Genomic DNA, 13,339 nt, shown 5'->3' with positions numbered 1-13,339 from the left:
ATAGTCGCGCTCTGAATCCAACTTTGCAGGGTTCGTGCCACGTCAAAACATCAATAAACGCGGGCCCACCGCCCGGTTTAATCGTCACAGGCGCAACACTTTGCTGGGGAAATGTTCGTTTCACAACAATGCTTAAAATGCACATTTAATTATATGTTTAATCGATAAAAGCATAACCAAACCCCCGTCCTAAAGGCCTCGGGCGCAACTGTTTGAATCCCAACAGCTGACCAACAAAAGTTGCGTATCCGGCACTCTTCGCGCCTGCACACCCATCAGAAAACGCAAGTTACCGGCCCACATTTACTTGGTATGAGTCTTGCTCTACCCAACGCTCAGGGAAATTAATTAAATGGGGTATTCACGTGACGGCCAACTTACTCTGCACCCGCAGGACGCCGCTGGAGATTGCCCGTGACCTGGCGAGCGAATTTGCCCGCACCGCCGTCGACCGCGATGCCAGCGGCGGCACGCCCAAAGCCGAACGCGACAAGCTGCGCAGCAGCGGCCTGTTGTCCCTGAGCATCCCCGGGCAATTCGGCGGGCTGGATGCCAACTGGTCGGAAACCTTCGAGGTGGTGCGCGAATTCGCCCGGGTCGACAGCTCCATCGCCCACGTATTCGGCTTTCATCACCTGATGCTCGCCACCGTCCGGTTGTTCGCCACGCCCGCACAATGGCAAACCTGGTTCAGCCTGACGGCCAGCAACAACTGGTTCTGGGGCAACACCCTGAACCCGCTGGACACCCGCACGGTGGTCAAGCGCCACACGGGCTGGCGGGAATTCTCGGGACAGAAGAACTTCTGCTCCGGGGCCAACGACTCGGAGATGCTGATCGCCTCGGCCATCGATGAAAGCGCCGGCGGCAAGTTGCTGATCGCGGCGATTCCCAGCGCCCGCAGCGGGATCATCCTGCACAACGACTGGAACAACATGGGCCAGCGCCAGACCGACAGCGGCAGCGTGACCTTCAAGCGCGTACGCGTGGAAGAGTCCGACCTGCTGCTGGACCCGGGGCCGTTGAGCACGCCGTTCGCCTGCCTGCGCCCGCTGATTGCGCAACTGCACTTCGCGAATATCTTCCTCGGCATCGCCGAGGGCGCATTCGAAGAAGCGCGCCAATACACCCTGGAAGAAGCCCGCCCATGGTTCCGATCCAGCGCCAGCCACAGCACCCAGGACCCTTACATCCTCAGCCACTACGGCGATTTCTGGGTGGCGCTGCAAAGCACCCGCCTGTTGGTGGAGCGCGCCGGTGAGGTACTGGATGCGGCATGGGCCAAGGGCTCGGCCCTGACCAGCGAGGAACGCGGCACAGCTGCGATTGCCATCGCCACCGCCAAAGTCGCCGCCAGCCGCAATGGCCTGGAGTTGTGTAGCAAGGTCTTCGAGGTCACCGGTGCGCGGGCGACCAACGCCTCGGTAGCCCTCGACAGGCACTGGCGCAACTTGCGCACCCAGAGCCTGCATGACCCGCTGGACTACAAGCTTCATGAACTGGGCGAATGGGCACTGAACGGTACCCCGCCCATCCCGACGTTCTATTCGTAGAGATTGCCATGCAACTGCTCACCCTACCGCCCTCGCCCGCCCTTGCCACTTCCATCCGTGCCACCGCCCAGGTGTTTGAAGACCCCAGGTCCAAGGCCTTGCTCAAGCATGTGCAACAAGTCGCGCCGAGCGAAGCCAGCGTGCTGATCATCGGCGAAACCGGCACCGGCAAAGAGCTGGTGGCTCGTCATATCCACAACCTCAGCGGCCGCAAGGAGCAGCCGTTCGTGGCGGTGAATTGCGGAGCGTTCTCCGAATCATTGGTGGAGGCCGAGCTGTTCGGCCACGAGAAAGGCGCGTTCACTGGCGCCCTCAGCGCCAAGGCTGGCTGGTTTGAAGAAGCCAACGGCGGCACGCTGTTCCTCGATGAAATCGGCGACCTGCCGATGTCGATCCAGGTCAAGCTGCTGCGGGTATTACAGGAACGTGAAGTGGTGCGCCTGGGGTCGCGCAAAAGCATACCGATCAACGTGCGGGTGCTGGCGGCGACCAATGTGCAGCTGGAGAAAGCCATCAACGCCGGGCATTTTCGCGAGGACCTGTTCTACCGCCTGAACGTGGTCAACCTGGAACTCAGCCCACTGCGGGACCGCCCCGGCGATATCCTGCCGCTGGTGCAGTATTTCATCGACACCTACACCCGCCGCCTGGGGTATGGCGAGGTGATCCTGAGCAAGGACGCCGAGCAACGGCTGGCCACCTACAGTTGGCCGGGGAATATTCGCGAGCTGGAAAACGTCATCCACCACACCCTGCTGATCTGCCGTGACGGCGTGATCCAGGCCGATGACCTGCGCATGTCCAACCTGCGTATCGAACGCCAGGAAGACAGCACCACGGCCCATGACCTGCTTGACCTGGCCTTCCAGCGCCTGTTCGAAGAACAGATCGACAACCTCCACGAACAGGTGGAGCGCAGCCTGCTGACCGCCGCTTACCGGCTGTGCCATCACAACCAGGTGCACACCGCCGAGTTGCTGGGGCTGAGCCGCAACGTGACCCGCACCTTGTTGATCAACCTGGGTGAGCTGAAGGTCAACAAGCGCCGCCCGCTGGCTGGCGCCAAAGACGAGCGGGTGCTGCACCTGTCGATCTGACCTGCACTGCGCGGCGTACCCGGTACGCCGCCTGATCACATTGCGACTTCATCCAGCGCATCGCTGAACTGGCGACTCCACAACCGCGCATATTGCCCGCCCTGACGCAGCAGCTGTTCGTGGCTGCCGTCCTCGATCACCCGGCCATTGTCGAACACCAGGATTCGGTCCAGATGGGCCACGGTGGACAGCCGGTGCGCCACCACCAGCACGGTCTTGTCTTCCATGATTTCGTCGAGCTTGTCCTGGATAAAGCGCTCGGTGATCGAGTCCAGACTTGAAGTGGCTTCGTCCATCACCAGGATCGGCGCGTTCTTCAGCAACACCCGGGCAATCGCAATGCGCTGACGCTGGCCGCCGGACAACTTGACCCCACGCTCGCCCACCAGCGACTCGTAGCCGTGTTCCATGCTGTCGATAAACTCACTGGCGCCGGCGCGGTGGATCGCCTCGGCGACCTCGTCCATCGAGGCATCCAGGCGGCCGTAATGGATGTTTTCGCGAATGCTGCGGTGGAACAGGCCGGGCTCCTGGGGAATCAGGCCGATCTGCTGGTGCAGCGAATGCTGGGTGACGTCGCGCACGTCCTTGCCGTCCACCAGCACCTGGCCTTGCTGGACGTCGTAGAGGCGCAGCAGCAAGCTCAGCAGCGTCGACTTGCCGGAACCCGAAGCGCCCACCAGGCCGACTTTTTGGCCGGAGGGAATCACGATATTCAGGTGTTCGAAAATCGGCCGTCCGGCGCTGTAGCTGAAGCCCACGTCGCGAAACTCGATATCGCCGCGCTTGACCTGCAAGGCCTTGGCACCAGGTTGGTCGATGACTTCATGGGGGCGGATCAAGGTGCGTACGCCGTTGGCAATGTTGCCGGTGGCTTCGAAGAATTCGAGAAAGCGTCGCGACAGGTTTTCCACATCGCTGATGATCAACAACGAAAGGCTGGTGGACATGACAAACGCAGCAATGTCGATACGGTGGCTGCGCCACAGGTAGAGCGCCAGCAATAACAAGCCGAGCTTAAGCACTACGCCACAGGAAGCCTGGAACCAGCGAATTTTCTCCATATACCCCAGGGATCGGTAGGCAGCCGCCACCTCCTTGTCGAGGAAAGTGCCGAGGTAACTGTGCTCGAACGCGTGGCGCGCAAACAGACGAATATTGGCCAGGTTGGAGACCGCATCCACCACCTTGCCGGTACTGGTGCTGCGCGCTGCCGAATATTGTTGGGCCAGAGGATGGCTGCGGCGTGCGAGCACGTAACAGATGGCGATGAACGCCACCGACCACCCCGCCATGAACAGCGCCAACAACGGCGATGCGGTCCATAGCAAGGCCGTGGCCAGGCTCAGCGTCACCAGCAGCGGGATCAGGTCGAACAACAAGATGCTCAGGGTCTGATTCACCCCCAGAGTAATTTCCGCCACCCGATGCGCCAGCGCCCCGGCGAACTCATTGCTGATGAAACGATGGGAATGCTGTTGCAGATAAGCGAACACCACATGCGTCACCGTGCGCCGCTGCAACGGCAAGACGTGAATATGGCAGCCTGCGGATGCGCGGGTAAACAATACCTGGCACACCAGTAGCGCGCTTAGCAGTGTCAGTGGCCATTGCAGCACTTCAAAGGCGCGCTCAGCCTCTAAGCCGTTGCTGACGGTGCGGGTGATCTGCCCCAGCCCCCAGGGCGTCAGAATCGAACACACCACGGCGGCAATCTGCAGCAGCAGGATCGCCAGGTACCACCCTTTGAAATGACCGATGAAATGCCGCACAAACGCCGCCGGCGTCGACGGCAAGTGTTGGACATTCCAGGTGCGAAACAATGAAAAAGACGAGCTCATGGCCAATGACATTCCTGAATGACGCCTGTGGCCGCGCAGCTTTCAGGCAAAAATGGTGAGTGTGATCGTTCCCACGCTCTGCGTGGGAATGCATCCGGTGACGCTCTGCGTCACGATTTTAAGAGCGGACGCAGAGCGTCCAGAGCGGCATTCCCACGCAGAGCGTGGGAACGATCTCAATTCGCTCTTACATAGCGAACTTCCTCCAGCTTACGACCGCCCCGGGTGAGGGTCCGGCTTGACCCGGGCTGCTCTAACCATCCTGCATTTTGGTAAAAGCGCACTGCCCGCAGGTTCTCAGCCAGTACCCACAACGTCGCCGTCTCCAGCCCCAGGCTGGCGAGATGTTCCAGCCCCCTGAGCCACAGCGCCCGGCCCACTCCGGTTCCCCAATGCTCGGCCAGCACATACAGCGCCTGCACTTCACCGGTTGCGCCCGGATCAGCATCCTCATCACGGCTCGAGTTGACGACAATCCAGCCCACCACACGCCCCCCGACCTCCGCGACAAACACGGCTTCGTTCCCTTGCTCAATCGACTGCCGCCAAAAGGCTTCACGCCGAGGCTGCGTCGCCTCCAGCGAAGTCAGGTAATCCGCAGGCATCAGCTCACGATAAGCCTGCTGCCAACTACGAATATGCACCCAGGCGATCTCACCTGCGTCTTCGATAAGTGCTGCCCGAATCATCAAATTCCCTCTGCGCGTTTTGCATAAATCGCCGAGCCCGCCTGCGGCGACAGCCTGCGATAAACCAGCCCCGATAATCCACACAGCAATCCGGCCCCCACCATGATCCAGGCGATATCACTCTGCTCGACCGTGGCATGCCCGCGCACGGCCATGATCAAGCCGAGCAGTCCCGCCGCGATGCCCACCGACAAACTCAAGGTCAGTTGAATGGTCATCGCCGACAGGCTGCTGGCACGGCTGGATTGCTCCGGTGGCACGTCGGCATAGGTCAATGCCCCGAGGGTGCTGAATTGCAGCGAGCGAATGATCCCGCTGCCAAATAACACCAGTATTACAAGCCAGTAAGGTGTTGATACCTCGAACAGGCTGCACGCCAGGAGGGTTGCACCGGTGAGCACCGCATTGCTGATCAAGGTGCGACGGAAACCGAAGCGACTGACGATCCGTACCGCCAGCATCTTCATCAGGAACGCGCCTGCACCACCGGCCACGCTCAGCAGCCCGGCCTGCAACGGGTTAAGCCCGAAACACAGCTGAAACAGCAGCACCAGTAAAAACGGCTGTGACGCACTGCCGATGCGCATCAGGTTGCCGCCCCAGAAGCTCACCGCGAAGGTGGGTATTTTCAGCAATGAAAAATCGATCAACGGGTGCGCCGTCCGCCGCGCATGCCGGACATACAGCCAGGCGCTCAACAACCCGCCGCCAATCAGCAGCAACGCCCACTGGCGCGGCAACAGGCCGTGGCCCAGTACCTCGAAGCCGAACACCAGCCCGCCCAATGCCACACCGCTGAGCAACAGGCCGGGAACGTCCAATGGCTGGCCGGGCGTCCCGGAATAGTCCGGGATGTAGCGCAGCACCAGGATCACCCCGAGCACGCCGATCGGCAGGTTGATCAGGAAGATCCAGTGCCACGACAGCACCGTCACCAGCAGCCCGCCCAACGGCGGCCCCAGCAACGGCCCCACCAGCGCCGCGACTGTCAGGTACGACATGGCGCGCAGCAGGTTTTCCCGCGCCGACCAGCGCAGCAGGATCACCTGCCCCACCGGCACCATCATCGCGCCCGAAGCCCCCTGGGCCAAACGCGCCAGGGACAACTGCAGCAACGAGCCCGAGCAGGCACAGGCCACCGACGCCAGGGTGAACAGCACGATGGCACTGATAAACACCCGGCGCGGCCCGAACCGGTCGGCCGCCCAACCGCTCACCGGCACGAACAGCGCCACCGCCAGCAGGTACAGCGACACCACCAGGTTCATGCGCACGCTGGGCTCGCCGAAATCCTGGGCCATCTGCGGCAGTGCGGTGAGCACTGCCGTGGCGTCGATCAGTTCCATGAACAGCGCACAGCCGATGATCATCGGCACCCGGCGCGCATGCCCGGTGCCTACCTCGCCCAAGGGGTGTGAAAGATCGAGGGCTTTGTTCAAAACAGCCCCGAGGTCGGTGGCGGCGTGCCCTTGAGTTGCCAGGCGCCCACGGCCGCGGCTTTCCAGTGTCGGGGGTTGTGGTTGGCCACGGTGCGCGCGTTGCGCCAGTGCCGATCCAGGTTATGGGCGCGGCCAGTGGTGGAGGCGCCACCGACGTCGAACACCAGCTCGGCGGCTTTGAGTGCCGACTCCGCCGCGATGTATTGCGCCTGGGCCACATCCACTGCCGCCTGGTCGACGGCCACCGCATCAAGATCCGCAGCCCAGGCGCGGTCGATGGAGTCCGCCGCGTGCAGCACCACCGCTTCGGCGGTAAAGGCCCGGGCCGAAACGTCGCCCACGCTCAGTTCCACGTACGGGTCGTCCACCGAACGCGTGGCGCTGCTGTGCTTGATCGGCCGCGCATGCTCCTTGGCAAAGGTCACTGCGTCGTTCAGCGCATTGCGCGCAATACCGGCCTGCACCGCCGCGAGGAACACTTGCAGGAACGGCGTGACAATCGTGCGCTTGCCCTCCTCGACGGTGCGGGTGCGGATCTCGCTGGCCAACACCTGCACATCATGCAGATGGGTGGTGCCGCTGGCCGTCAGGCGCTGGCCCATGGCGTCGAAATCATCCAGCAACTCCAGGCCCTGGCGGTCCCGGGGCAGGATGAACGATACGGGCTGGTCATTCTCGTCCAAGGCCACGGCGCTGACCCAATCGGCATACAACGAACCGGTGCTGTAGTACTTGCTGCCGGAAGCGCGAAAGTGCTCGCCGTCACGCACGATGCGCGCACTGATCGAACCGTTGGCACCGCCGACTTCCCAGCCGGCATTGCCAATCACGGCGCCTTGCAGGTAGCGCCCGAACCAACGCTCGCGCTCCTCCTCTGCCCCCTCAGCGCGGGACGCCAGCAGGCCTTCGACAAACCCGAAACCGGGACGCAGGGCCTGGGCCACGTTGGAGTCGGCCGAGGCGATGCGAATCAGCAAGGCGATCACGTCCTTGACCGTCCCACCGGCGCCGCCAAACCGCTTGGGAATCCGCACGGTAAACAACCCGGCCTTGGCGATCTGCGCCACGGCCTCATAAGGCAGTTGGCGGTCACGCTCACGTTGCGCAGCGCCGGCGGCAATCTGCGGCAGGATGCGGTCGGCACGGGCGTTCAGTTCGGCCACCGTCACAACCGGCGGCGTGGGTACAGCAGACAACTTGCTCATGGCACTTCCTTGATTCAGGTCTAGATGGCGATTTTCCACAGGCGCGATTCATCAAACAGCCAGCCGGGGTTTTCCGGCTCCAGGGCCGGCACCACCAGCTGCGTACCGCTGCCGGGCAGGCGCGGCACTGCGCCCAACAGGCGTTGGGTGTATTCGTGTTGGGGGGATTCGAACAACGTCTCGACGCTGGCGCTTTCCACTACCTGGCCGTGGCGCATCACCAGCACCTCGTCGCTGACGTGGCGGATCACCCCGAGGTCGTGGGAAATAAACAGGTAGGCCAGGCCCAGTGAGGCTTGCAGGTCGGCCAGCAAATCCAGGACCTGGGCCTGCACCGACACGTCCAGCGCCGACACCGGCTCGTCACAGATAATCACCTTGGGGTTGCTGGCAATCGCCCGGGCAATCGCCACGCGCTGGCGTTGCCCGCCCGACAGCTGCAGCGGCCGGCGCTCGGCCAGCTGCGGCGCCAGGCGTACCTGGTCGAGCAACTGCGCCACTCGTGCCGCCTGTTGCTCGAGGGCGATACCGGCAACGTCCAGCGCATCACTGAGAATCTGCCCGACTGTCCAGCGCGGGTCGAACGAACTCAGCGGGTCCTGATAGATCACGCTGATATCCCGGCGATGCACACGGCGGATCTTTTCCTCGACCCGCTCGGTACCTGTCGCGGCCCATGGCTGGTCGAGAAAACGCACCTCGCCGGCATCCGGTTGCAGCAAGCCGAGGGCGATGCGCGCCACGGTGGTTTTGCCGGAGCCGGATTCACCGACGATGCCCAGGGTGCGACCGGCGCGCAGCTCGAAGCTGACGTTATCCACCACCTGGCGCGATTGTTGATCGGGGCCGACATACCGTTTGCCAAGGCCAGATGCCTTGAGCAGCACCGGCGAATCCGCGCCAGGCCGTGGTTGCGCGACAGCATTGCTGCGCTCCGGCGACAGGCGTGTGCCACGGGCATGCTCGGCGGGCACCGCATCCAGCAACGAGCGGGTGTAGGCGTGGCGCGGGTTGAGCAGCACCTGATCCATCGGCCCCTGCTCCACCACTTCGCCGTGCCGCAGCACCAGCACCTCATCCGCCAGTTGCGCGACCACCGCCAGGTCATGGCTGATGATCAGCAGCGAATCGCCACGGGCCTTGATCTGCTGCAACACCTGCAGAATCTGCGCCTGCACCGTGGCATCCAGCGCCGTGGTGGGCTCATCGGCGATCACCAGGCCGGGGTTCAACGCAAGTGCACTGGCAATCAGCGCACGCTGGCGCAGGCCGCCGGAGAGTTGATCGGGACGCTGGCGGGCACGCAGTTGCGGTTCGGGTACGCCCACCAGGTCCAGCAGTTCGATGACCCGTTCGCCACGGCTGCGACGGTCGCCCCAGCGATGGGTCTCCAGCACCTCGAGAATCTCCTTGCCCACCGGCCGCAACGGGTCGAGGGACACCAGAGCGTCCTGCAATACAAAGCCGATGCCATTGCCACGCAAACGACGCCAGCCCCGCTCCGACAGGCTGAGCAAATCCACCCCGTCATAGCTCAAGGTACGTGCGGTAACCCTGGCACCAGCACCTGCGAGGCCGATCAGGCTGCGGGCGGTGACGCTTTTGCCGGAACCGGATTCACCCACCAGCGCCAGGGTCTTGCCCGGTTCCAGAGTGAAAGACAAATTGCGCACGACGGACTGCCCGGCAAACTCGATGGACAGGCCTTCAACGATCAAGCGTTTCTGGTCGCTCATGAAAGACGGCCCTCCAGGCGTTGTTGCAGGTAACGGCCAGTGACCGTGGTCGACAGGGTGGTGAGAACGATGAACAGGCCGGGGAAGAACGTCAGCCACCAGGCGTTGGCGATAAAGTCGCGGCCCATGGACAACATGGTCCCCCACTCCGGCGCCGGCGGGCGGGCGCCCAGGCCGAGAAAGCTCAGGGCCGAGGCCCAGACAATCGCCTGGCCCACGCCCATGGTCAGGGTCACGATCAACGGACGCATGGCGTTCGGCAGCAACTGGCGCAGGATGATGCGCAGCGGCGGATGCCCAAGAGCCCGGGCAGCTTCGATATAGCCCGCGTTACGCACCGCCAGCACCTGGCCACGGACCATGCGTGCGTAACCCGGCGCACTGCCCAGCCCGGTGGCGACGATCAGCGGGCCGATGCCGCTGCCGAAGATCGCCACGAACAGCAGCGCCAGGATCAGGCTCGGAAACGCAAACAGCACTTCCAGCAACCAACCCACGCCACGGTCCACCCGCGCGCCGCCAAGGCCGCCCACCAGCCCGAGAACGATGGCGATGCTCATGGCAATCGCCGTGGCTGCCAGGCCGATAAACAACGACTGGCGAGTGCCGTAGATCACCCGCGAAAAAATATCCCGCCCCGACTGATCGGTGCCGAACCAGTGTGCCAGGCTCGGCGAATGAAATGCGTCGCGGGGCACGATGGCCAGCGGGTCGCTGTAGGCGAACAACTGCGGCACCAGCGCCGCGACAATCACCAGCAGCAAAAAGGTAATCGCCAACAGCGGACCGAGGCGCAGGGTGCGAGTGGTGCGCTGAATCCGCAGCGCAGGCAGCGGTGTTTCCAGGGTCAGGCCGCTCATGCTGGAAGCTCCTGTTGGCGAGGGTCGACCCACAGGTACAGCAGGTCGACCAGAATATTGGCGAGCACGTAACCGGCGGCGACCACCAGGCTGATGCCGATGGTCAGCGGCAGGTCCTGTGCCTGCACCGCCTGGTACAACTGGCGGCCGAGGCCCTTGCGGGAAAAGATCACTTCGATCACCACGGCGCCGCTGATCAGCGCGCCGATGGCCCAACCCGACAGCGAGATGCCCGGCAACACGGCGTGACGCAACGCGTGTTTGAAGCGCACGTTGAAATCACTCAGGCCACGGGTGCGGGCGGTCAGGATGAAGGGTTGGTCGAGGGTCAGGTCCAGGGATTCGCGGGTGACCTGGGCGATAAACCCGGCCAGCGGAATGGCCAGGGCGAACGACGGCAGCACCAGGGTGCGCCAGCCATCACTGCCCGCCGGCGGGAACAGCCGCAGGCCGAACGCAAACACCGCCAGCAACAGAATCCCCAGCCAGAAGTGCGGCAACGCGGCGGCCAGGGTTTCGGCCAACGAGGCCAGGCTGGCAACCCAGCGCCGGCGCCCCGCCGTCAGCACCGTCAGCGCCAGCACCAGGACCCAGGCGAGTGCGAGAGAGGTCAGGGTCAGTTCCAGGGTCGGCCAGGATTGCTCGGCGAGGACGCGGGTCACCGGCAGGTGCTGGGAATAGGAAACCCCCAGGTCACCTTGCACCAACCGCCCGAGGTACAGCGCATATTGCACCGCCAGAGGCTTGTCGAGACCGTATTCGCGAGTGGCTTCAGCGATGGTTTCAGCAGTGGGATTGCCACTCGGGCCGCCGAGGATCGCCAGCACCGGATCACCGGGCATCAGGCGCAAAGCAAAGAAAGTCAGCGTGGCCACCGCCCAGAGCACCAGCACCCCGCCGGCAAGACGCCACAGCGCACGTTTGCCGAGCCGGGCCAGGCGCTCGTGGCGAGGGTTGGCAAGTGATGGACTGCTCATTTATTCACCCATGCGTCATAGAGATACGTCACCGCCAGCGACGGCTCCAGCCGCACGCCCTGGGTGGTCTTGTAGATACCCAGCCGCGTGCTTTGCGGGTAGGTGGTCAGTTGCAGGTACTGGCTGGAAGCGATTTTCTGCGCCTGGTAATACAGGGCCCGGCGCTGCTCGCTGTCCTGGGTGGTGAGGGCCTGCTGGATCAGCGTGTCGAAGGCCGGATCACTGAAGCCTGCGGTGTTCTGGTGATAACCCCCGACGCCTGCCGGACGGATGAACTCGCTGCCAAAGATGATCCGCAGCACGTCGGCGGTGTTGGTGTTCCAGTAGCCGAGGCGAATGTCGTAGTCCCAGTCGGCCTGGCGCTTGGTGGCCTGCACGTCACTCATCTGGTCGACGATCAGCTCGAAGCCGACCTGCCGGGTGGTGGCCTGCACCTGCTCCCACAAGGTGTATTCCGACGGTGGCGTGCGGTTGCCCATCACCACGTGGACTTGCAAGCGCTTGCCGTCCTTGGTGCGATAGCCGTCGCTGTCGCGCTGGGTCCAGCCGGCCTGGTCGAGCAACTGCGCGGCACGGGCCGGGTCGTAATCCTGGGCGTGCTGGAATTCCGGGCTGTAGAAGCGCGTGGCCGGGCTCAACGGCCCACCGGCGCGGGGGAATTCGTTGAAGTACACGCTCTTCAACGCGCCCTCGATGTCGGAACTGCGCACGAAGGCTTCGCGCACCCGCAGGTCATCGAACGGCGCACGGGTGATGTTCAGCGTGCCGTTGGTGGGGTTGCCGGGGCGTTGGGCGATCACCAGGGTCAGGTCCGGGTTGCGTCGCGCGGCCTCGTGGGATTCGGGAGGCAAGGCTTCGATCACGTCGACCTCGCCGGCCTGCAACGAGGCGAAGCGTACGGACGGTTCCTGGATGAACTTCCAGACGATCCGGTCGAGCCAGGCCGGGCCTTGGTGCTTGGCGGTGGGTGGGGCCCAGTTGTAGTCGGGGTTGCGCACCAGTTCGACCTGGCTTTGGCGGTCCCAGCGCACGACCTTGAACGGGCCGCTGCCGACCGGGCTTTCGCAGTTCACGTCGCGGGAGCGCAGCAGTGCGGTGGGGGACTCGATGCCGAGGAAGCCTTGGGCCAACACTTCCAGAAACGCGGCGTAAGGCGTGGCGAGGTGCACCACTGCGGTGTATTCGTCGAGCACGTCGGTGCTGCGGTATTGGCGGATGTAGCCGCCTGCAGTGCTGGATTGGGTCTTGGGGTTGGCCATGTGGTCGAGGTTGGCCTTGACCGCTGCGGCGTTGAACGGGGTGCCGTCGGTGAAGTGCACGTCGTTGCGCAGGTGGAAGGTGTAGGTCAGGCCGTCGGGGGAGACTTCCCAGGTCTTGGCGAGCCAGGGGCCGATGCGGCCGTCGGTGTCCATTGAGACCAAGGAGTCGAGGTATTGCTGGGCGACGAACACCTGAGGCATGTCGCCGGCCACATGGGGGTCGAGGCAGGTGGGTTCGCGGTCGGTGGCGTAGACCAGGGTGCCGCCCTTTACCGGTTGGTCACTGCGGGTGACGGTGGAGCTGCTTTGGCCGCAGCCGAGCAGCAGGCTGCAGAGTGTGGCGGTGCCGATGAGGAGCAACGGGCTGGATCGTCGCGGGTAAGGGGCGGGGTCTTGCATGATTGGAGAGGCCTAAAGTCCGGGAACTGGGTCATTGCACAAGGCATGCCGGGTTTTTGGGGCCGTAAACAGGGGGCATTGGGGGTTTAGGTGATGGCTGAAAACGACAATGTGTGCGGCAACTGTTGGCCAGGCAACATCTGGCCTTGGGGGGAGTACATATCCGTTGCTGCGGTAACGGCCACTTATGGTTCCGCTCTTACAGCGGCTCACGTTTGAACAGCGCAAAAGTAAGCAAAACGCTCTTGCCCCACCACTCGGCACCTCGCCTAGGCTCGGTGTGC

10 protein-coding genes are annotated in these 13,339 nt (G+C 63.6%); 2 read left to right on the top strand and 8 right to left on the bottom strand.

Features of this window, described 5'->3' with window-relative positions; all coding sequences use genetic code 11:
- Positions 1-365: 365 nt before the first annotated feature.
- Together K0H47_RS19315 and K0H47_RS19310 are read left to right on the top strand one after the other, a co-directional pair.
- Entirely contained in the window at positions 366-1,553 is a 1,188-nt protein-coding gene (locus K0H47_RS19315; protein ID WP_219273434.1) for an acyl-CoA dehydrogenase family protein, read from the top strand.
- 8 nt (positions 1,554-1,561) lie between these two features.
- On the top strand, positions 1,562-2,650 hold the full coding sequence (locus K0H47_RS19310) for a sigma-54-dependent Fis family transcriptional regulator (RefSeq protein WP_063031608.1): 1,089 nt from the start codon (positions 1,562-1,564) through the stop codon (positions 2,648-2,650).
- A 35-nt stretch (positions 2,651-2,685) separates the two neighbouring features.
- Here the strand turns inward: K0H47_RS19310 and K0H47_RS19305 are convergent, their stop codons facing one another.
- The 8 genes from K0H47_RS19305 to K0H47_RS19270 all read right to left on the bottom strand — a co-directional run bounded on the left by K0H47_RS19305 (position 2,686) and on the right by K0H47_RS19270 (position 13,055).
- Positions 2,686-4,491: an ABC transporter ATP-binding protein gene (locus K0H47_RS19305; protein WP_219273433.1), complete on the bottom strand. Its 1,806-nt coding sequence runs from the start codon at positions 4,489-4,491 to the stop codon at positions 2,686-2,688.
- 176 nt (positions 4,492-4,667) lie between these two features.
- A complete protein-coding gene (locus tag K0H47_RS19300; RefSeq protein ID WP_219273432.1) occupies positions 4,668-5,180 on the bottom strand; it encodes a GNAT family N-acetyltransferase in 513 nt (170 codons plus the stop codon).
- Positions 5,180-6,619: an MFS transporter gene (locus K0H47_RS19295; RefSeq protein WP_219273431.1), complete on the bottom strand. Its 1,440-nt coding sequence runs from the start codon at positions 6,617-6,619 to the stop codon at positions 5,180-5,182. The genes K0H47_RS19300 and K0H47_RS19295 overlap by 1 nt, the downstream gene beginning before the upstream one ends.
- Positions 6,616-7,824, bottom strand: coding sequence for an acyl-CoA dehydrogenase family protein (locus K0H47_RS19290; RefSeq protein ID WP_063031612.1), 1,209 nt, complete (start codon positions 7,822-7,824; stop codon positions 6,616-6,618). The genes K0H47_RS19295 and K0H47_RS19290 overlap by 4 nt, the downstream gene beginning before the upstream one ends.
- A 20-nt stretch (positions 7,825-7,844) precedes the next feature.
- Positions 7,845-9,560, bottom strand: a complete 1,716-nt coding sequence (locus K0H47_RS19285; protein WP_219273430.1) for an ABC transporter ATP-binding protein — start codon at positions 9,558-9,560, stop codon at positions 7,845-7,847.
- Complete coding sequence (locus K0H47_RS19280; RefSeq protein WP_219273429.1) at positions 9,557-10,420, bottom strand: ABC transporter permease; 864 nt, start codon at positions 10,418-10,420, stop codon at positions 9,557-9,559. Before K0H47_RS19280 ends, K0H47_RS19285 begins: the two co-directional genes overlap by 4 nt.
- Complete coding sequence (locus tag K0H47_RS19275; RefSeq protein ID WP_093199022.1) at positions 10,417-11,397, bottom strand: ABC transporter permease; 981 nt, start codon at positions 11,395-11,397, stop codon at positions 10,417-10,419. Before K0H47_RS19275 ends, K0H47_RS19280 begins: the two co-directional genes overlap by 4 nt.
- Positions 11,394-13,055 (bottom strand): ABC transporter substrate-binding protein, encoded by a 1,662-nt coding sequence (locus K0H47_RS19270; RefSeq protein ID WP_219273428.1) that lies wholly within the window; start codon positions 13,053-13,055, stop codon positions 11,394-11,396. The genes K0H47_RS19275 and K0H47_RS19270 overlap by 4 nt, the downstream gene beginning before the upstream one ends.
- Between the last annotated feature and the right edge of the window lie 284 nt (positions 13,056-13,339).

Source organism: Pseudomonas sp. Xaverov 83, from assembly GCF_019352905.1.
GTDB classification, from domain to species: Bacteria; Pseudomonadota; Gammaproteobacteria; order Pseudomonadales; family Pseudomonadaceae; genus Aquipseudomonas; species Aquipseudomonas yamanorum.
The sequence above is the reverse complement of the archived record's forward strand: the minus strand, read 5'-3'. Positions and strand labels throughout refer to the sequence as shown.